Origin of the sequence: Sphingomonas sp. Leaf198, from assembly GCF_001424005.1 — a bacterium.
In the GTDB taxonomy this organism is placed as follows: Bacteria; Pseudomonadota; Alphaproteobacteria; order Sphingomonadales; family Sphingomonadaceae; genus Sphingomonas.
In genome coordinates this window covers 34121-53635 of record NZ_LMPX01000002.1, presented here as the reverse complement: position 1 = coordinate 53635, position 19515 = coordinate 34121, and the positions used below count along the sequence as shown (strand labels likewise).

The 19515-nt window shown below is 65.2% G+C and carries 17 protein-coding genes and 1 tRNA gene; 14 read left to right on the top strand and 4 right to left on the bottom strand.

All coding sequences use genetic code 11. The features are described from left to right. Nucleotides 1–7 precede the first annotated feature (7 nt). Nucleotides 8–1201 (bottom strand): acetyl-CoA C-acyltransferase, encoded by a 1194-nt coding sequence (locus ASG20_RS07280; protein WP_443025904.1) that lies wholly within the window; start codon nucleotides 1199–1201, stop codon nucleotides 8–10. Between the two features lie 88 nt (nucleotides 1202–1289). Between ASG20_RS07280 and ASG20_RS07275 the strand changes: the two genes are divergently transcribed. The 9 genes from ASG20_RS07275 (at nucleotide 1290) to ASG20_RS07235 (ending at nucleotide 15603) form a co-directional block, all read left to right on the top strand. Then, a complete protein-coding gene (locus ASG20_RS07275; RefSeq protein WP_056050651.1) occupies nucleotides 1290–1541 on the top strand; it encodes a hypothetical protein in 252 nt (83 codons plus the stop codon). Further along, nucleotides 1534–2289: a prepilin peptidase gene (locus ASG20_RS07270; RefSeq protein ID WP_056050650.1), complete on the top strand. Its 756-nt coding sequence runs from the start codon at nucleotides 1534–1536 to the stop codon at nucleotides 2287–2289. Before ASG20_RS07275 ends, ASG20_RS07270 begins: the two co-directional genes overlap by 8 nt. Next, a complete protein-coding gene (locus ASG20_RS07265; RefSeq protein ID WP_056050649.1) occupies nucleotides 2286–2732 on the top strand; it encodes a hypothetical protein in 447 nt (148 codons plus the stop codon). The genes ASG20_RS07270 and ASG20_RS07265 overlap by 4 nt, the downstream gene beginning before the upstream one ends. Before the next feature lie 94 nt (nucleotides 2733–2826). Next, nucleotides 2827–5049 (top strand): autotransporter assembly complex protein TamA, encoded by a 2223-nt coding sequence (locus ASG20_RS07260; RefSeq protein ID WP_056050647.1) that lies wholly within the window; start codon nucleotides 2827–2829, stop codon nucleotides 5047–5049. Next, complete coding sequence (locus ASG20_RS07255) at nucleotides 5049–9317, top strand: translocation/assembly module TamB domain-containing protein (protein ID WP_056050645.1); 4269 nt, start codon at nucleotides 5049–5051, stop codon at nucleotides 9315–9317. Before ASG20_RS07260 ends, ASG20_RS07255 begins: the two co-directional genes overlap by 1 nt. Nucleotides 9318–9386: 69 nt before the next feature. Next, the gene (locus ASG20_RS07250; protein WP_056050642.1) at nucleotides 9387–10859 is read left to right on the top strand and encodes a flavin-containing monooxygenase; all 1473 of its coding nucleotides are present in this window, start codon (nucleotides 9387–9389) and stop codon (nucleotides 10857–10859) included. A 457-nt stretch (nucleotides 10860–11316) separates the two neighbouring features. Then, complete coding sequence (locus ASG20_RS07245) at nucleotides 11317–12669, top strand: EAL domain-containing protein (RefSeq protein WP_082470843.1); 1353 nt, start codon at nucleotides 11317–11319, stop codon at nucleotides 12667–12669. Nucleotides 12670–12722: 53 nt separating this feature from the next. Further along, nucleotides 12723–15146 (top strand): tetratricopeptide repeat-containing sensor histidine kinase, encoded by a 2424-nt coding sequence (locus ASG20_RS07240; protein WP_236698771.1) that lies wholly within the window; start codon nucleotides 12723–12725, stop codon nucleotides 15144–15146. 64 nt (nucleotides 15147–15210) lie between these two features. Beyond that, nucleotides 15211–15603, top strand: coding sequence for a response regulator (locus tag ASG20_RS07235; protein WP_056050637.1), 393 nt, complete (start codon nucleotides 15211–15213; stop codon nucleotides 15601–15603). Here ASG20_RS07235 and ASG20_RS07230 read toward each other — a convergent pair. Then, the gene (locus ASG20_RS07230) at nucleotides 15600–16436 is read right to left on the bottom strand and encodes a class I SAM-dependent methyltransferase (RefSeq protein WP_082470929.1); all 837 of its coding nucleotides are present in this window, start codon (nucleotides 16434–16436) and stop codon (nucleotides 15600–15602) included. The genes ASG20_RS07235 and ASG20_RS07230 overlap by 4 nt on opposite strands. 90 nt (nucleotides 16437–16526) lie before the next feature. Between ASG20_RS07230 and ASG20_RS07225 the strand changes: the two genes are divergently transcribed. The 4 genes from ASG20_RS07225 to ASG20_RS07210 all read left to right on the top strand — a co-directional run bounded on the left by ASG20_RS07225 (nucleotide 16527) and on the right by ASG20_RS07210 (nucleotide 18829). Then, nucleotides 16527–17246: a ComF family protein gene (locus ASG20_RS07225; RefSeq protein WP_056050633.1), complete on the top strand. Its 720-nt coding sequence runs from the start codon at nucleotides 16527–16529 to the stop codon at nucleotides 17244–17246. A 73-nt stretch (nucleotides 17247–17319) separates the two neighbouring features. Further along, on the top strand, nucleotides 17320–17574 hold the full coding sequence (gene grxC / locus ASG20_RS07220; RefSeq protein ID WP_056050631.1) for a glutaredoxin 3: 255 nt from the start codon (nucleotides 17320–17322) through the stop codon (nucleotides 17572–17574). Further along, nucleotides 17574–18401: a carbon-nitrogen hydrolase family protein gene (locus ASG20_RS07215; RefSeq protein WP_056050628.1), complete on the top strand. Its 828-nt coding sequence runs from the start codon at nucleotides 17574–17576 to the stop codon at nucleotides 18399–18401. Before grxC ends, ASG20_RS07215 begins: the two co-directional genes overlap by 1 nt. Continuing rightward, nucleotides 18398–18829 (top strand): DUF1178 family protein, encoded by a 432-nt coding sequence (locus ASG20_RS07210; protein WP_056050627.1) that lies wholly within the window; start codon nucleotides 18398–18400, stop codon nucleotides 18827–18829. Before ASG20_RS07215 ends, ASG20_RS07210 begins: the two co-directional genes overlap by 4 nt. A 39-nt stretch (nucleotides 18830–18868) precedes the next feature. Here the strand turns inward: ASG20_RS07210 and ASG20_RS07205 are convergent. Next, nucleotides 18869–18958, bottom strand: a tRNA-Ser gene (locus tag ASG20_RS07205). 117 nt (nucleotides 18959–19075) lie between these two features. On the opposite strand from ASG20_RS07205, the gene ASG20_RS07200 reads away from it, so the two are divergent. Then, a complete protein-coding gene (locus ASG20_RS07200) occupies nucleotides 19076–19339 on the top strand; it encodes a hypothetical protein (RefSeq protein WP_056050625.1) in 264 nt (87 codons plus the stop codon). Nucleotides 19340–19346: 7 nt separating this feature from the next. On the opposite strand, the gene ASG20_RS19335 is transcribed toward ASG20_RS07200, so the two are convergent. Then, the gene (locus tag ASG20_RS19335; protein WP_156364170.1) at nucleotides 19347–19502 is read right to left on the bottom strand and encodes a hypothetical protein; all 156 of its coding nucleotides are present in this window, start codon (nucleotides 19500–19502) and stop codon (nucleotides 19347–19349) included. Nucleotides 19503–19515: the final 13 nt, after the last annotated feature.

Sequence of the window (19515 nt, the reverse complement as noted above, 5' to 3'; positions counted from 1 at the left end):
GATACCGTCAGTTCATCAATTCCACCGCCATCGCCGTCGCTTCGCCGCCACCGATGCAGAGCGAGGCAAGCCCGCGCTTCTGGCCGGTCGTCTCCAGCGCCGACAGCAACGTCGCCAGGATCCGCGCGCCGCTAGCGCCGATCGGATGGCCGAGCGCGCACGCGCCGCCGTGGATGTTCACCTTCTCATGCGGCAGACCGAGGTCGCGCATCGCGATCATCGCGACGACGGCGAAGGCTTCGTTGACCTCGAACAGGTCGATATCCGACGCCGACCAGCCGGCTTTCTCCATCGCCTTGCGCATCGCGAACACCGGCGCGGTCGTGAACAGCGCCGGTGCATGGGCATGTGCGGCATGCGCCACGACGCGGGCGATCGGCGTGATGCCGAGCCGGTCCGCGACGCTCGCCCGCGTCATCACCAAAGCGGCGGCACCGTCGGAGATCGACGAAGCGTTGGCGGCGGTGATCGTGCCGTCCTTCGAGAAGGCGGGCTTCAGCGTCGGGATCTTGGCGACGTCGCCCTTGGCCGGCTGCTCGTCGAGCGAGATCGTCGTCATGCCCTTGCGGCCAGCAATATCGACGGAGACGATCTCGCGGTCGAATGCGCCGGACTTCTGCGCGGCTTGCGCCCGGTGCAGCGATTCGATCGCGTAGTCGTCCATCTGCTTGCGCGTAAACTGGTATTCGTGCGCGGTATCCTCGGCGAAATTGCCCATGAGCTTGCCGGGTTCGTAAGCATCCTCGAGCCCGTCGAGATACATATGGTCGTACATCCGATCGTGGCCGATCCGCGCGCCGCCGCGGTGACTCTTCGAGAGATACGGCGCGTTGGTCATGCTTTCCATGCCGCCCGCGACGAGCAGGTCGACCGAGCCCGCCGCCAGTGCATCGGCGGCAAGGATCGCCGCCTGCATCCCCGATCCGCACATCTTGTTGACCGTCGTCGCCTCGACATGATCGCCCAGCCCGGCGTTGATCGCCGCCTGCCGCGCCGGCGCCTGGCCAAGTCCGGCGGGGAGTACGCAGCCCATGTAGATCCGCTCGATCTCCGCCGCCGACACACCCGAGCGCGCGACCGCACCGCGCACCGCGTCGGCGCCAAGCTGTGTTGCGGTGGCGCCGGCAAGCGCGCCCTGGAACGATCCCATCGGCGTGCGCGCGTAGGACAGGATGACGATGGGATCTCGATCGGCGGCCACTTCACTCTCCATATATTCTTCTGCCCCCGTATCTGGGGTTGATGTGCGGCAATACAAAGCACCGCGGGATGCGCCTAGACCTCCCGTCATGGAAACACTCATCACGACGCTCAAATGGTCCGCCGCAGCGTCCGGCGTCATCGCCGCGTTCATGGTGTCGCTCGACTTCGGGCGGCGCGTGACGGGGTGGGGGTTCGTGCTGTTCGTCGGCTCGTCGATCGCCTGGCTGAGCGGTGCGGCCTTGACCGGGGACTGGGCGCTAGGCACGCAGAACATCGTGTTGTTCGGGATCAACCTCCTCGGCGTGTATCGCTACCTGGTGCGAAAAACGGGTGTCTGAGGCCGGGTTCTGGGCGGTGGTGCTGGGGGTGCTCGGGGCGATCATCGGCAGCTTCGTCGCGGCGCTGGTGACGCGCTGGCCCGACGGACGATCGGTGATGCAGGGGCGCTCGGCGTGCGATGGCTGCGGGCGGACGCTCCGCGCGGTCGAACTGGTACCGCTGGTAAGCGCGCTCGTCCTGCGCGGCCGGTGCAAAGGGTGCGGCGTCGCGATCAGTCCGGTGCATTGGCGGATCGAGTTGGCGGGGCTTGTGATCGGCTTGGCTGCGGGGATCGTCGCACCGGGGGTGGTTGGTATCGCTGGCGCGGTGTTCGGATGGCTGCTTCTGGCGCTGGCAAGCCTAGACCTCGTCGCATTCTGGCTGCCCGATCGACTGACGATCCTTCTTGCTGCGGCCGCACTCGTCGGCGCCGCGCTCGGTGTCGACCCGCCGCTTCAGGAACGGCTGATCGGCGGTCTCGCCGGGTTCGGCACGCTGTGGCTGGTCGCGTTCGGCTATCGACACATCCGTGGCCGCGACGGCATGGGCGGCGGCGATCCCAAGCTGTTCGGCGCGATTGGCCTATGGCTCGGGTGGCAGATGCTGCCCGCCGTCCTGCTGATCGCGAGCATGATCGGGCTCGGCGTCGTCCTCGTCGCACACCTCAAGGGGCGTAGCATGGCAGCGGACACCGCGCTCCCGTTCGGCGCGTTGCTGGCGATCGCGGCTTATCCCGCGTGGCTGTTCATGATAGGCCTGACGCCATGATCTCGCTCGCTCTTATGCTCGCGCTGCAGGCCGCGGCCCCGTCTGCTGCGGCCAATCCGGGGTCGAATCCGGGTCCGGGCCCCCTCGGCGCGATCGGCACGCAGAAGCTCCCCGCCAAGGGATGCGCCGCGTATCTCTGGAGCATGGACACCGGCCGACAACTCGTCGCGATGGCCACCGCCGACCCCGCGCAGATCCGCCTGGCGATCGACGGCAAGACCAATGACTATGCGATGACGACCCAGTCGCCCGCGATCGGCTTCGGCTTTGGCGGTGTCACGCAATATCGCGGCGGCGACGTGACCGCGACGCTCGACATGGCGGTCGCCGTCCGCGCCGACATCTCCGCCGGCGCGACCGTGACGTCCGCGACGCTACGGATCGACCGCCCCGGCCGCGATACGATCGTCATGCCGGTCGGCGGCCTAATCGGCTGTGTCTGAGGTTAATTTTTGTGAAACCAAGCCGTCCTATGTGCGTTACGTGGACGAAGATGGGGGTGAATCGAGCACGATCGCTGCCTGTAAAGGGGATCGTGTGACAGCTTCTAACCGCCGGCATCATTGGCTCGCTCTGGCGTTGGTAGCGTCGACTACAGGTTTTACCGGGGGATTTGCGGGTCTCGCGTCCGCACAGCTTGCCAAGCCGGGCACCGCTCCGGCCAAAGGCCCCGACGCGCCCAAGCCCAGCGATCAGCCGCAGTCGAACGACCCACGCGCCGACGCGCCGATTGTGCCGGACGCCGAGTTCGACAGCGCGCTGCCGCCGTTGAGCGGTGACCTGAACGCGCCGTTGGAAGCGATGGCGCCGCTGCCCGCTCCGTCGACGCAGACACCTGCCCAGGCACCCGCGACGCCCGCAACCGCGACGACCCCCGCCACCACGCTGGCCGGCGACGTCCTGCCGCCGACCGGCCCGAGCGACCCGCAACTCGCGCAACCGCTGACGCCGCTGTCGAGCTTCGACACGACCCCGCTTCAGACCGCGGCGGACATCAAGGACAAGGACGCGCCCGAGATCCGCTACGAGACCGCGACCAAGGGTCTCGACAAGGCGGGTGACGGGCTCGAAGGCGAATACAAGGCGCTGTCCGCACTCGCCGAGGGCAAGGGCAAGGCCGCGAACGCCACGCAGGTCGCAGCGCGCGCGCGTGAGGACGAGGCGCTGGCGGTGCGGCTGCTGAAGTCGCTCGGCTATTACGATGCGACGGCGATCTCGACGATCGAGACGATCCCCGACGCCGACAAGACCAAGCCCGCGCGGCTGAAGGCGACGGTCAGCGCGCAACCCGGCCGGCTCTATTCGCTGTCGTCGATCACGGTGAAGTCGGACGCGACGACGCCCCCCGATCTGGTCCGTACGCAATTGCCGCTGAAGGTCGGCGATCCGATCGAGGCGGCACGCATCCAGGGCGCGGAGGCGAATGTCAGTCTGACGCTGCCGCAGCAGGGCTATCCGTTCGTCAAGATCGGCGAGCGCGACATCCTGCTCGACGACCAGACCCCGACCGGCGCGTACACGCTGCCCGTCGATACCGGCCCGCGCTCGTCGTTCGGGCAGCTTCGCACCGAAGGCGATCCAGTGTTCAACCTGGAGCATCTGAACCTGTTCCCTCGCTTCAAGTCGGGCGAACTCTACGACAACCGGATGACCGACGATCTGCGCGATGCGCTGGTCGCGACGTCGCTGTTTTCGACGGTGTCGGTCGAGCCGGTCCGCACCGGCACGATCAACCCCGATGGCACCGAGCAGGTCGACCTGCTGGTCCGCCAGAGCGAGGGCAAGCCGCGCTCGCTCGGCGGCAATGTCGGGTTCTCGACCGGGCAGGGCTTCCGCGCGGAAGGCACGTGGCAGCACCGCAACCTGTTCCCGTACGAGGGCGCGCTGATCGCGTCGGTGATCGCCGGTACGCAGGAGCAGGGTCTGGCGGGCACGTTCCGCCGCGCCAACGCGGGCAAGCGCGACAAGACGTTCAGCCTGACCGCCGGCGCGAACCATTCGAATTACGACGCCTATGACGCGTTCACGACCAGCGTCGGCGTTCGTTGGAGCTACGATTCCACGCCGATCTGGCAGAAGCCGCTGACCTATTACTATGGCGGCGAACTCGTCGGCACGAACGAGAGCGTCTACGACTTCACGCAAGGCAAGGACGTCCGCCGCACCTACGGCATCGTCGCGCTGCCGGGCCAGGTGAAGTTCGATCGCTCGGACAGCCTGCTCAACCCGACCAAGGGCTATCGCCTCACGCTCAACCTCAGCCCCGAGACCTCGGTGCAGGGGTCGGTGAAGCCATACGTCCGCACGATGATCGAGGGGACGTTCTACTATCCCGTCTCCAGCAGCATCGTCATCGCGGGCCGTGCCAAGGCCGGCTCGATCCAGGGCGTCGACCGCGACGATCTCGCCCCCTCGCGGCGCTATTACGGCGGCGGCGGCGGTTCGGTGCGCGGCTACGGCTATCAGCGGCTCGGGCCGTTCGATCCCAACGGCAACCCGGTCGGCGGGCGCTCGCTCAACGAATTCGCGCTCGAGGCCCGCTACCGGTTCGGCGATTACGGCATCGTGCCGTTCATCGACGCGGGCAACAGCTATGAGAGCAGCACGCCGAACCTGTCGTCCCTTCGCTACGGCGCGGGCATCGGCGGGCGCTTCTACACCAGCTTCGGCCCGATGCGGTTCGACGTCGCGACTCCGCTGAACCCCCGCAAGGGCGACGGCAAGGTCGCCCTCTATATCTCGATCGGGCAGGCATTCTGATGGCCGAAAACGGCACTCCACCTGTTGAACAGGGCCCTGCTGAGCGGGACCAGTTCGAGCAGACCGAAACGGTGATCGTCGAGCGTCGCCCGCTATGGCAGCGCATCCTCAAATGGCTCGCGATCCTGGCTGTCGGCCTCGTCGCGCTCGTCCTGATCGTGCTGTTCGGGATCAACACCGATCCGGGGCGGCGCCTCGTCGCGGACCAGATCGGCGGCTACACCACCGCGTCCGGCCTCAACATCAAGGTCGGTCGGATCGACGGCTCGATCTACGGCGCGATGACGCTCAGCGACGTGCGGGTGTCGGATCCCAAGGGCGTCTTCCTGACCAGCCCGAAGCTCGCCGTCGACTGGCGTCCGTTCGCGTTCGCCAAGAACCATGTCGATGTGCGTTCGCTGACCACGCCGCTGGTCACGCTGCAGCGCCGCCCGATACTCAACGCAACGCCGACCGATCCGAACGCGCCGCTGCTCCCCGATCTCGACATCGACGTGAACCGCCTGGTGATCGATCGCTTCCTGATCGCCAAGCCGGTCACCGGCCAGACGCATATCGTCAAGATCGACGGCGCGGTCCACATCGCCGACAAGCGCGCGCAACTGACCACCAACGCGACCGCGCTGACCGGCCCCGGCATCGCCGGTGGCGATCGCCTCGTGCTCAAGCTCGACGCTGTGCCCGAACAGAACAAGCTCGACGTCAACGTCAAGCTGACCGCGCCGGTCGGCGGCGTCGTCTCGACGATGGGGTCGTTCAAGGCACCGTTGACGGCAACCGTCGATGGTCGCGGCAGCTGGGCCTCGTGGCAGGGTCGCGCCGTTGCCACGCTCGGCGGCGGGCAACTCGCCAACCTTGGCCTGACCGCGAAGAACGGTCATATCGAAGTGCGCGGTTCGACGCGTCCCGGCCTGTATCTCGAAGGTCCGGTCGAGCGCCTGACGTCGCCGCAGCTCGACGTCGCGATCGATACCACGCTCAACGACCGCAAGGCCGACACGCGGATGACGCTGAAGTCGGACGCGCTTGCGGTCGACGCCGGCGGCCTGATCGATCTCGCCAACAGCCGTTTCGGCAATTTCGCGGTCAACGCGAAGCTGCTGACCCCGGGCGCGATCCTGCCGAACCTTCGCGGTCGTGACGTCACGGCGCGCGTCGTGCTCGACGGCGCGTTCGCGACGCCGACGGTTGACTACAAGGTCCGCGCCGCAACGATCGCGTTCGGCGACATGGGCGTCGAGAACCTCTACGCCGAGGGTCTCGCGCGCGTGAACTCCGACCGCATCCTCGTGCCGGTCAAGGCGCGCGCACGTCGCGTGACGGGGCTCAATGCCGCCGTCGGCGGGCTCGCGACCAACGTCGCGATCGACGGCGACTTCGCGATCTCCGGCGTCAACGTCCTCTCCGACAACCTCAAGATCCGCTCGGACAAGATCGATGCGACCGCGGTGGTCGTCGCCAACATGGCGACCGGGCGCTATACGGGTGCGCTCAAGGGGCGGATCAACAACTACCGCGTCGACGGGATCGGCATCGTCAACCTGACGACCGACGCCAAGCTGGTACCGGGCCCCAACGGCGGCTTCGGGATCACCGGTCGCGTCGTCGCGCAGACCTCGCAGATCTTTAACGAAGGCGCGCGCAGCTTCCTCGGCGGCAACGCGATCGTCCGCTCGGACATCGGCTACAGCCCCGAAGGCATCGTCACCTTCCGCAATCTCCGCATGAACGCGCCACAGTTCCGCGTGACGAGCGGCGAAGGTCGGTTCGATCCGGCCACCGGCGCCGTGCTGGTGAATGCCGACGCCTATTCGACCGCCTACGGCCCCTTGTCTGCTCGCGTCACGGGCAGCGCGACGGCGCCGGTCGTCGTCCTGCGTGCACCGCGGCCGGGCGTGGGCGTTGGCCTCGTCAATCTCAACGCGCGCATCGTCGGCCGTGGCGGCGCGTATGCCGTCACCGCGAGCGGTGGCACCAACTACGGGCCATTCACCGCTGACGTGCTGGTCAAACCGGGCGCGCAACTCGCGGTCGACGTGCGCCGCGTGGTGTTCGCCGGGATCGTCGGCAGCGGCCGCATCGTCCAGACTGCGGCCGGCCCGTTCGCGGGCGCGCTCCAGTTCGCCGGACAAGGCCTGTCGGGCAACGTCCGCCTCGCCAACCAGGGCGGCTACCAGCGCGCCGACGTCGCGGCCCGTGCCAACGGCGCGAAGATCCCCGGCATGGTCGACTTCACCATCGGCCGCGCGATCGTCAACGCCACAGCCGTCCTGACCCCGACGCCACAGATCGTTGCCGATGCACAGGTCGCGGACATGCGCTACGGCGCGATCGTCCTATCCGCGGCACGTGCGAAGGTGAACTACGTCGGTGGCAACGGCACCGCACAGGCATTGCTGACCGGCTCGAACGGCGTACCGTTCCGTCTCGCCGTCAATGCCAAGCTCAGCCCCAACAATTACCTCGTCGCCGCACAGGGGCAGGCGAACGGCATCGACTTCCGCACGGTCAACCCGGCTCGTATTCAGGCGGTCAAGGGCGAATATCGCCTGTCGCCGACCCGGATTGACTTCGGTGGCGCAGGCGGCGGCTCGGCGCGCCTGGCTGGCAGCTACGGCCGCGGTACGAACGCGCAGGTCCGGCTCGATCGCCTTGACCTGTCGACGCTCTCCGCTCTCGTCCCCAACCTCGGCATCGGCGGCAAGGCGACCGGCAGCCTCGACTTCTCGCAGGCGAACTCGGCCGCACTGCCGACCGCGGACGCCCGCGTGACGGTCACCAACTTCACCCGCTCGGGTCTCGCCGCCGTCTCCGACCCCGTCGACATCGTGTTCGCCGGGACGCTCGGCGGCGAGGGTGCGACTGGCCGCGCGCTGGTCCGCCGCGGGACGTCGGTGATCGGCCGCATGGTCGCCAACCTTCGGCCGCTTCCGGCTGGCAACGGCTCCTGGAGCACGCGCTTGATGGCCGCGCCGCTGTCGGGTGGGATCCGCTACAACGGTCCGTCCGCGGTGCTGTTCAGCTTTGCCGCGATCCCGAACCAGCAACTGTCGGGACCGATTGCGGTCGCCGCCGACTTCTCCGGGAGGCTGTCCGCGCCGCAGCTGAACGGCGTCGTCCGCGCCGATAACCTGACCTACGACAACGAGACCTATGGCACGCGCCTGTCGCAGATGCGGATCGCCGGGCGGTTCTCGAACACCGACCTGCAACTGACGCAGCTGACCGCCAAGGCCGGCGACGGCACCGTGCAGGCGCAGGGCACGATCGGGTTCGCGGCGGACAGCGGCTTCCCGATCGACATCCGCGCGACGCTGAACAATGCGCAGCTTGCCAAGAGCGACGCGATCAGCGCCACGACTACGGGCACGGTCCACCTCACCAACGGGCGCAATGGTGGCCTGATCCAAGGCGATCTCCAGATCCCCGAGGCACGCTACCAGATCATCCGCCAGGGCCAGGCCGAGGTGCCCGAACTGACGGGTGTCCGCCGCAAGAGCGACATCCGTACGCCGGTCTCGACCGATCGCTCGGACGTGCCTGCGATCGGCAAGTTCAAGCTCGACCTCCGCGTCCGGGCGCCGAACCAGCTGTTCGTCTCGGGCATGGGCCTCGAATCCGAATGGGAGATGGACATGCACATCGGCGGCACGTCGGCCGCGCCGATCGTCACCGGCGGCATGGACGTGGTCCGCGGCACCTATTCGTTCTCGGGCAAGCGGTTCGAGGTGAACAAGGGCCAGATCCGCTTCCGTGGCGGCGCGCTGACCGATCCCGATATCAACATCCAGGCGACCACGACCACCAGCGACATCACCGTCGTCATCAACGTCACCGGGACCGGCCAGAAGCCGCAGATCGCGTTCACGTCGACGCCGGTACTGCCGCAGGACGAGGTGCTCAGCCGCCTGTTGTTCGGGTCCAGCCCGGCCAATTTGTCGGCGACCGAGGCGATCCAGCTGGCCTCCGCACTGAACTCGCTGCGCGGGTCGGGCGGCGGTGGTCTGAACCCGCTCGGCAAGCTGCGCTCGGCGACCGGGTTCGACCGGTTGCGCGTGCTCGGCGCCGATCAGGCGACCGGTCGCGGGACGAGCCTTGCTGCGGGCAAGTACATCACGAAGAACATTTATGTGGAGATCGTGACCGACGCGAAGGGCTTCACCTCGACGCAGCTCGAGATCGCACTGACCAAGGCGCTCAGCCTGTTGTCGGCAGCGGGATCGAGCGGCGGGCAGAGCGCGAGCGTGAAATATACGAAGGACTATTGAGTAAAGATCACAACAGGATAGGTTCGGTTATGAAACCTACGGCGTAACGCCGGGGCGTGAGGATGCAGCATGACCGAACATGTCGACGTGATCGTGGTGGGCGCCGGCATTTCCGGGATCGGCACCGGCTACCACCTCCAGACGCGCTGCCCCGACCGGACCTACATGATCCTCGAGGGGCGGCAGTCGATGGGCGGGACGTGGGATCTGTTCCGTTATCCCGGCATCCGCTCCGATTCGGACATGCACACGCTGGGGTTCGTCTTCCACCCTTGGACCGCGGCCAAGTCGATCGCCGACGGCCCCTCGATCCGCGCTTATGTCGAGGATACGGCGAAGGAATACGGGATCGATCGCAAGATCCGCTACGGCCACCACGTCAAGTCCGCCGCGTGGTCAACCGAGGACGCGCGCTGGACCGTTGAAGCGACCGGCCCCGACGGTCCGGAAAAGCTGACCTGCAATTTTCTCTCGATGTGCGCGGGCTATTACAATTACGCCAAGGCCTATTCGCCTGAGTTCGAGGGCGCGGAGAGCTTCGCGGGGCAGATCGTCCACCCGCAATTCTGGCCCGAGGACCTCGACTATAGCGGCAAGAATGTCGTCGTGATCGGCAGCGGCGCGACCGCGGTGACTCTGGTGCCGACGATGGCGAAGACCGCGGCGCACGTGACGATGCTCCAGCGCTCGCCGACGTACATCGTCGCCCGGCCCGGCGAGGACGGCGTAGCGAACTGGCTGCGTGGCAAACTGCCGGCCAAGGCCGCCTACGGCATCACGCGGTGGAAGAACGTGCTGATGGGGATGGTCTTCTACCGTCTTGCGCGGAAGAAGCCGGACAAGGTGAAGGAGCGGATGATCGGCATGGTCCGCGATCATCTCGGCCCCGACTATGACGTCGCGACGCACTTCACCCCGCGCTACAACCCCTGGGACCAGCGCGTCTGCCTGGTCCCCGACGGCGACCTGTTCACCGCGATCAACGCTGGCGCCGCCTCGATCGTCACCGACACGATCGCGCGCATCACGCCTGAGGGCATCGATCTCGATTCGGGCAAGGACCTGCCCGCCGATGTGATCGTCACCGCCACTGGGCTCGAACTGCAATTGATGAGCGGAGTCGCTTTCAGCCTCGACGGCAAGCCGATCGAACTCGCCGGACGGCTCCAGTACAAGGGCATGATGTTCGACGGCGTGCCGAACCTGTCCTCCACCTTCGGCTACACCAACGCGTCGTGGACGCTGAAGGCGGACCTGACCGCGGTGTACGTCTGCCGCCTGCTTAACACGATGAAGAAACGTGGGTTGCGGCAGGCGACACCAACCAACGACGATCCCAGCATGAAGCAGGAGGCGTTCCTGGATTTCACCTCAGGCTATGTGCAGCGCGCCGCTGCGGCTCTGCCGGTTCAAGGCGAACGCAAGCCGTGGAAGCTGAACCAGAATTACGCGCTGGATCTGCTGGCGTTGAAGTTCGGCTCGGTCGACGACTCGATGAGGTTCTCGAACCCGGCAACGCTTCATCCGCTACATGTTACGTGACGCCGGCCTAACCGTCGATTCGGCTGGTGAACGAGCGCTGTTCGGCAATGTAGGGATTAGAAACCGGAATTGGTGCAACTTGCAGCCAATGAGGTTTTATTTGAAGTAACGTTAGAAGTTTTAATCAAAGGCGCGTTTGGACAGCCCTGATCAAAACTCGTTAGTCATTGACTAATAACGGTTAAATGTCGGTCCGGAAACCTGACGCGCCAACTGGTGGCGAATCTGTATCCGGACCGACGAACGTTATTCACCAAGGCTTGATGGTGTTACCGAGTAGAAAGACAATGAAATTCAGCATGTTTATGCTCCCTTATGAGCACCGTTACCGGTGCTCGCACAACATATCACTAATGCGACGTTAAACAATCATCTTTATAGTCTGTTAACCATACATTATATGTGTGTGTCGTTTGCAGTTAAGGGTATGTTTAGGGCTCGCCGATAGCACGGCCGGATGAGCGAACATCCGTACTCGCAGATCGAGTGCAGCCCGGCGCAAAGCGATGCGCGGCTGGTCGACTCGGTGTTGCTCGGCGAACTCCGGCAGGACGGGATCTGCGATCGGGCGTTGAACGGTTGGCGGTTCCTGATCCTGGCAGAGATCGCCAACTTTGCCGCGCTGCGACGCCACCTCGGCAAAGCCCGTTCGGAGACACTGATCGTCGATTTCGGCGCGAGAGTGAGCGAAGCTCTTCCGGACGCGCGCATCGTTGCGGTCGGTCGCGAAATCCTGGAAATCGCGTTCGAGAGCGGGGCTCGGCTTGCGCTCGATGTCGCGATCGCCGCGCTGGAAGGCGCGTTCGAACGTCCATTCGATATCGACGGCGAGGTCCACGATATTCAGGCGCGCCTCGGTGGTGCCGCGGCGGCCCCGCATCGCGACGAGGTTCACCTGATCGAGGCAGCGGAACAGGCTTTGGCGGAGGCGCGTATCGAGCGCACCCCAGTTGCGCTCGACGTAGCCGGAAGCACGGAGGCAATCGATCGGGCTCAACTCGTCCGGGACTTGCCCGTTGCGATCGAAAACGAAGAACTCTTTCTGCAGTATCAACCGAAGGTCCACCTTCGGCGGCAGCAGATCACGAGCGTCGAGGCACTGGTTCGCTGGAACCACCCGACACGCGGACTGGTGTTGCCGAGCGACTTCATTCCATTGGCTGAAGAAACCCACGATATTGTAGCGCTGACCCTGTGGACGATACGACGGTCAATCGAGGACCAGAAGATATTGTCGCAGGCCGGGCACGATTTGCGGGTGTTCATCAATATCTCCGGCGTGCTTCTGGCAGATGCGTGGTTCGTTAAACAGGCATGCGCGTTGGTCGAGCAGAGCGGTGCTCAACTCGGGTTCGAGATCACCGAAACGTCGGTCATTCGCGATCCCGAAAGCGCGATCGCGAACCTCAAGGTCTTTGCCGAGATCGGCATCGTCATCGCGATCGACGATTACGGGGCGGGGTTGTCTTCACTGGCGTATCTCAAGCAATTGCCGGCGCGAGAATTGAAGATCGACAAGCTTTTCGTGACTCAATTGACGAGCTCGAACCGCGACCCGCTGATCGTTCGCTCGACCATCGATCTCGCGCATGCGCTGGAAATGGAAGTCGTCGCGGAAGGCGTCGAGACGCCCGCGGCGATGGCGCTCCTTTCGGTGATGGGGTGCGACATGATCCAGGGATTCCTGATCAGTCGTCCGATCAATATCGATGCGCTGATCCATTTTCTCGACGACGGCAAGGCGCTGGCGCTGGCCACCGACGTCCGGGCGCCATTCAATCGACTGGCGACCGTGTGGAAGCGCGCCTGACCCACGCTCTAGTCCGATTTTTCGCTACGTTCGTGGCGCCGCTGGTGTTGCTGATGAACGCCGCATCCGCGACGGCGTCACCGCTTGCGCGCGTGACGACGAGCAGCAAAAATTACGAAACGGCGGTCGCCGCAGCGAAGGAGGCGATGCTGACCGATCCGACGGAGGCGCTGACCAAGGCAATCGACGCCGAGCGTCTCGGCGCACGCATCCCGCAAGCTGATCGCCGCGACATCGCGCTGGCAACTGCGCTGTGGCTGCAGGGGGAAGCATATTTAAGGACGAACAAGACAGATTTGGCGGAGGCCGCGGTAAGGAGTGCTATCACCGAGGTAGTGCAGCGCGAACCGAGGTCGAAGCTGCATGCTGACCTTCTTCTCTCGCTTGGGTGGGTAGACAGCAATCGAGGTCAGGCGGGCAACGCGTTGCGGGACTATCAGCGGGCGTTCGAACTTTATCGGTATCTCGACGATCTGCGGGGGCAGTCTCGCGCTCTGGTGTTTATCGCATCGCTCTACGACCAAGCCCAAGAGCAGCAGACGGCGCTCAAATATTATCAGCAGGCATTGGATATCTACGGGATCGATATCAGTCTTTCGCTCGCCATTCATAATAACCGGGCGCTCTCCCTGGCTCAGATGCGCCGTTATCCGCAAGCACGCGACGAGCTGGCGCAGGCACTGGCGATGGCCAAAAAGCTTGGAAGCCGCAATCTCATCGAAGAGATTTATATCAATACCGCGCGCATCCAACTGGAGATTGGAAATTTCGCGCGGGCGGACCAAGCGCTAAGAATGGCGCGCAAGGCCGCTGATTCGCTCGACGCGGGGCTACGCAGCCGGCTGTTCGCTACCGAAGCACAGGCTGCATTGCAGCACGGCGATATCGCTTCGGCACATGAGTTGATCGCTGCGGCATTGTCCGGGATCGATTCGAAGACCACCGATATGTCATACAGGGATGTCCATCAGACGGCCTATGATGTCAGCAGAAAAAGCGGCGACGCGTCGAGCGCCTTGGTTCAGCTTCAGGCGATCAAGCGACTGGATGATGATGCCACCAAACTGGCAACCAGCACCAAGACCGCTTTGATGGCGGCACGGTTCGACTTCGCGAATCAGGAACTGAAGATCAGTCAACTCAAGGCCAGAGAACTTAAACGCAGCATCGCGTTCGAGCGCGCGCGCGCGCAGACTCAGCGCTACGTGTTTCTGGGGACATCGGCCGCGGTGGCGGTGCTGATCGCAATGTTGGCGGTCGGCTTGGTCACGATCCGCCGCAGCCGCGACCGCGTGCGGGCGGCGAACGACGACCTCGCCGTGACCAACGATGCGCTTGGCAAAGCACTCGCCGCCAAGACCGAGTTCCTGGCGACCACGAGCCATGAGATACGGACGCCGCTCAACGGTATTCTCGGCATGACGCAGGTGATGCTCGCGGATCGGGCGCTCGGGACCGCGATCCGCGACCGCCTCGACATCGTCCACGGCGCCGGTGTCAGGATGCGCGCTCTGGTCGATGACATTCTCGACGTCGCCAAGATGGAGACGGGGAATTTGACGATCGAGTCCGCGCCGTTCGATCTTCGCGCGACGGTGATCGACGCGACCCGGATGTGGGACGAGCAGGCCCGTGCCAAGGGATTGTCGTTCGTCGTCGACCTGGACGGCTGTCCGGACATGATCATGGGTGATGCTGCGCGCGTCCGACAGATCGTGTTCAACCTGCTGTCGAACGCGCTCAAGTTCACGACATCGGGCGAGGTGGTGCTGACGATCGACGTCGCTACGGATGACCGTCTCCGCATTGCCGTCACGGATTCGGGTATCGGCATCTCGCCGGGCAAGTTCGAGGAGATATTCGAATCGTTCAAACAGGCCGATGCGGGCACGACGCGGCAATTCGGCGGGACCGGGCTTGGTCTCTCGATCTGCCGCAACCTGGCGCGTGCGATGGGCGGCGATGTGTCGGTCGGCAGCGCGATCGGTCGCGGCGCGACGTTCACGTTGACGCTCCCGTTGATCCGCGCCGAACCTATCGCGATCACCGAACGCGGCGCTGTGGAGGGAACGGTAACGCTGGTACTCGATCGCAACCCGATCACATGCAGTATGTTCACGACGTTGCTCACGCCGCGTTGTGGTCCAGTCGGGTGCGCGACGTCGGTCGACGAAGCTATCGCTCGACTTGATCTGGGCAATGTCGCGCGCGTGCTGATCGACGACGCGACGGTACGAGGGGAGGGCGATCATATCGCAGCGCTGACTCGGATCGCCTACGCAGCCGCATCGGCATGTGTCGAAACGACGCTGCTATGGCCCATTTCGGCTGATCGGGAACGCGAGGAATTGCTCGCGACAGGGATCACGCGCGTCGTGGCAAAGCCGGTCAGCGGGGCCGATCTTATCGCGGCAGTTTTACATGGATCAGTTTTAAAAAACCACTCAATTCCTGACCTTGTATCTCACGCTGCATGACGCGTAGACGTAGCGGCATGACGGTCCTTTCGCCTCCTTTCAAACGCCCCTCGCGACCTACCTCGTGAACGTCCTTTTCATCGAAGACGACCGGATGAACCGGCGTGTTGTCAAAGACATGCTCGACGTCGCCGGGGCGACGATGGTCGAAGCGGAGAGCGCCGAAATCGGCTTGAAGATCCTCGATGACGACGAGTTCGCGATCGTGCTGGTTGATCTGCGGATGCCCGGCATGGATGGGATAACCGCGATTCGGCACATCCGCGCCCGAGGTGATGCAAAGGCGGTCGTGCCGATCATCGTCGTCACCGCGGATATCGCGCCAGACCTCCGCCAGCGATGCCTTGCCGCGGGAGCGGACGACGTGATCTTCAAGCCGGTCGCGATGGATGCGCTGTTCGAGGCGATGGGACGCATCCTGGCGCGTGCCGCGGAGGGCGACGGACTGATCGCCTAGCGCTTGAGCGCGTCGCCCAGCGACGCTGTCGCGCTGCCGCGTTTCGCGGGCTTGGGTTGCGAGGGATCGGGCGACCAGCCTGTCAGGAAGACGATCTGGAACGTCTCCCGCGTTCTTCCCGCATCGTCGGCAGCATTTGCAAATGCTGCGAACGTCCGGGCGAGCACGTCGCGTGTCAGGGGCTGGCGTTGCGCGAGCATATTGTTCGCCGCCATGCCGCGCAGATCGGCGAACACGCGGCTCAGATCGGCATAGCGGACATCGAGCGTCTCGACGTCGGCGACCGGCAACGCGAAGCCGGCGCGCATCAGCAGGTCCCCTGCCGACCGCACGTCGATCTGTGGATGAAGACGCGCCGCGGGGCGTTCGCTCTCGCCGATCCGCAACGCCGCACGGAGCGCGTGCAAGCTCCCCGCGCCGACGAACGCGCCGAGAAACAGCCCGTCCGGACGCAGCACGCGTCGGATGAGAGCAAGCGCGCCGGGCAGGTCGTTGACCTGGTCGAGCACGCCCGCGGAGACCACCAGATCGAACGACGCGTCGGCGAACGGCAAGCGATCCTCGTCGGCCTGTACCCCGCCGGTTCGTGCGGCAAACGCGAAGCCCGCGTCGCACCGCACTACGCGGGCGCCCGGCGGCGGCGAGAATGCGCCATCGAAACACCCTAGGTCGAGGATGTCGGTGAACGGGCGGGTGACCGCGTCGAGCCGCTCGGCGATTCCGTCGAGCATCGTCCCGCGAAGAAATGCATGATCGGCATAATCGGGTGCGGCGCGGTCGCGACGCAGGCGACGCGCGGCGCGGTCGAAGATTTCGGGAGGGCTGTCTGACACGACCGCGCTTGTGCCGTGGTCGGGCTTCCACGACAAGGTCTCGCAGGGGGAGCCAGACGGGAGCAGGCTTCAAGGCGGGGGAGATACGGCATGACCGGACCGTTTCGCCGGATCATCGGCCTCGCGTTACCGCCGCGCTGTGGCGGCTGCGGGACGCCCGTCGCCGAGGATCATCGGTTCTGCGCGACCTGCTGGAGCAGCCTGCGGTTTCTCGGACCGCCCTGGTGCGTGGCGTGCAACCGCCCGTTCGCCTTCGATCGCGGCGAGGGCGTCGTCTGCGCGCCATGCCTCGCCGAGCCGCCTCGGCATGCCGGTGTCCGCGCCGCGGTCGCCTACGGACCCATCGCGAGCAGCCTCGTGCTGCGGCTCAAATATGGCGGCCGGATCGCTTTTGCCGAGACGATGGCGCGGCATATGCATCGCCTGATGCCCGATGATGCCGACCTGCTCGTGCCGGTGCCACTGCACCGATGGCGGATCTGGTCGCGGGGGTTCAACCAGGCGGCGCTGATCGCCCGATCTGTGGCGGCATTATCCAGCGTCACCCATGATTGCGATGTGCTCGTTCGGACGCGGCGGACGCTCGTGCTGCGAGGATTGGGAGGGAAAGCGCGCGCGAGGGCGGTCGCGGGTGCATTCGCTGTTCGCACGCCCGAGCGGGTTAGGGGGCGGTCGGTTGTGCTCGTCGACGACGTGTATACCAGCGGCGCGACCACGGACGGCTGTACGCGCGTCTTGCTCAAGGCGGGCGCGCGATCGGTCACGATATTGTGCTGGGCGCGCGTGCTGTCTCCGACCGCAAGCGATTGATCGACGCCGAATTGACCGCCCAATTTACCCTCGCCGAGTTGACAGCGCTCGGCGGAAACCACATCTCCGGCGCATGGCAAAAGTAGAAATCTATACCAAGGCATTCTGCCCGTACTGCACGCGCGCGCTGAAACTTCTCGCCTCGAAGGGCGTCGAACCCGAGCAGTTCGACGTGACGATGGGCGGCCCGAAGAAAGCCGAGATGGTCGAGCGCTCGGGCGGTCGCAATACGATGCCGCAGGTCTTTATCGACGGCAAGCACATCGGCGGTTCGGACGACCTCGCGGCGCTTGACGCAAAGGGCGGTCTCGACGCTCTGCTGGCCTGATGGCCAGGATCGGCGTTCTCCAGATGACGAGCGGTATCGATCCGCTCGTCAATGCGAAGACGCTGGTCGATGCGATCGATAGGGCGGCAGGCGAGGATGCCGCGATGCTGTTCACGCCCGAGATGTCGGGCCTGATCGACCGCGATCGGGTCCGGGCGGGCGCTTCGATCGTAAGCGAGGCCGAGGACCGCGTGCTCGCAGCGGTTTGCGCCGCTGCCGCCGATGCAGGCATATGGGTGCATCTGGGCTCGTTGGCGGTTCGCCGCTCCGACGGCAGGCTCGCTAATCGCGGGTTCGTGATCGACGATACCGGCACGATCCGAGTGCGTTACGACAAGCTGCATCTGTTCGACGTCGATCTGCCGACCGGCGAGAGCTGGCGCGAATCCGCCGCCTATATCGCGGGCGACGCCGCGACCGTGATCGACACGCCCGTCGGGATGGTCGGTCCATCGATCTGTTACGATCTTCGGTTCGCCGATCTGTATCGCGCCTTGAGCGACGCAGGCGCCACTATATTGTCCGTCCCCGCCGCCTTCACGCGACCAACTGGCGCGGCGCATTGGGACATCCTGCTGCGCGCCCGCGCGATCGAGGCGGGGGCGTTCGTCGTCGCCGCGGCGCAGACCGGTGAGCATGCCGACGGACGCACGACCTACGGCCATTCGCTCGTCATCGATCCTTGGGGCGATGTTTTACTCGACATGGGTGAGGCGTCCGGGTTGGGTTTTGCCGAGATCGACGCCGACCGACTGCGCGACGTCCGATCGCGCATCCCGGCGATCGCGCACCGTCGTGCCATCCCCCCCGTCACGGTCGTGCGGTGATCGTCTTCGATCTGAAGTGCGGCGGGGGCCATGTCTTCGAAGCCTGGTTTGGCTCCAGCATTGCGTATGAAACGCAGCGCGAAGCGGGGCAGGTCCATTGCCCGATTTGCGACGACAGCACGATCATCAAGGCGCTCATGGCCCCTGCGATCCCGGCAAAAGGCAACAGCAAGGCGCCGATGCCGAGCCCCGACGCGATCAAGTCCGCCCTGGCGACGCTGGCGAAACAGCAGGCCAAGGCACTCGAATCGTCGCAATGGGTCGGTACAGCCTTCGCCGATCGCGCCCGCGCCATGCATCTCGGCGAGGAAAAGCACGCCACCATCCACGGACGGGCCAGCCTCGCCGAGGCCAAGGCTCTGGCCGAAGAGGGCGTCCCGATCGCCGCGCTGCCCTTACCGATCGTCCCGCCGGACCGAACCAACTGATTGTCCGTTTCGGAATTTGCACCGGCGAGCGTCGTAATTTGGCGGACGGGGTGGGATTCGAACCCACGGTAGAGTTGCCCCTACGACGGTTTTCAAGACCGTTGCCTTAAACCACTCGGCCACCCGTCCGGGATACGCGTGTATCGGCGGGCGTCTAAGCGGTAGGGGGCGGGATCGCAACCGTTTCGAGCCGCAGCGCCGCGCGGGACCGGTTGCGTTTCGGCTACGCGGGCTACAGGAAGCGCAATGGATCTCGACGCGGTACTACGACATTTCTTCGGCACGGCCGATATCGATGCGCTCGATCAGAGCGCGATCGACGACGGACGCGAGAAGGTTGCCATCGCGTTCGGCACCGAGCGCGAACCGGGCCGGCGCTTTGCCCTGTGGGCGGTGTTGCGCTCGACCGGCGACGCGCCGGACCCGCGCGATGCATTCGAGGATCTGCGTGAGCGTCGGGCCGCGGCGATGTACGCATCTGCAATCGCCGTCGCGGACCGATCCGACTAGACCCGGGTCAGGCGGCGCGCCGATCCTGCAGTGCGCGATCGATCCGGCAGATGAGTTCGGCGATCGGCGGCATCTCGACGGCCCGACTCCGGTGACCTTGCTCACCGAGAGTGCCGCGCATGCGCTTGCCGACCAGCGTGAAGACGTCCTGTGTGCTTGCCATCGATCTCGTCCTA

Excerpts from the sequence above, each read along its gene's own strand:
- grxC (WP_056050631.1), top strand. The coding sequence starts at position 17,320 with ATGGCAAAAGTAGAAATCTATACCAAGGCATTCTGCCCGTACTGCACG.
- ASG20_RS07250 (WP_056050642.1), top strand. The coding sequence starts at position 9,387 with ATGACCGAACATGTCGACGTGATCGTGGTGGGCGCCGGCATTTCCGGG.
- ASG20_RS07275 (WP_056050651.1), top strand. The coding sequence starts at position 1,290 with ATGGAAACACTCATCACGACGCTCAAATGGTCCGCCGCAGCGTCCGGC.
- ASG20_RS07255 (WP_056050645.1), top strand. The coding sequence starts at position 5,049 with ATGGCCGAAAACGGCACTCCACCTGTTGAACAGGGCCCTGCTGAGCGG.
- ASG20_RS07200 (WP_056050625.1), top strand. The coding sequence starts at position 19,076 with ATGGATCTCGACGCGGTACTACGACATTTCTTCGGCACGGCCGATATC.
- ASG20_RS07215 (WP_056050628.1), top strand. The coding sequence starts at position 17,574 with ATGGCCAGGATCGGCGTTCTCCAGATGACGAGCGGTATCGATCCGCTC.
- ASG20_RS07240 (WP_236698771.1), top strand. The coding sequence starts at position 12,723 with ATGAACGCCGCATCCGCGACGGCGTCACCGCTTGCGCGCGTGACGACG.
- ASG20_RS07265 (WP_056050649.1), top strand. The coding sequence starts at position 2,286 with ATGATCTCGCTCGCTCTTATGCTCGCGCTGCAGGCCGCGGCCCCGTCT.
- ASG20_RS07225 (WP_056050633.1), top strand. The coding sequence starts at position 16,527 with ATGACCGGACCGTTTCGCCGGATCATCGGCCTCGCGTTACCGCCGCGC.
- ASG20_RS19335 (WP_156364170.1), bottom strand. The coding sequence starts at position 19,502 with ATGGCAAGCACACAGGACGTCTTCACGCTGGTCGGCAAGCGCATGCGC.
- ASG20_RS07245 (WP_082470843.1), top strand. The coding sequence starts at position 11,317 with ATGAGCGAACATCCGTACTCGCAGATCGAGTGCAGCCCGGCGCAAAGC.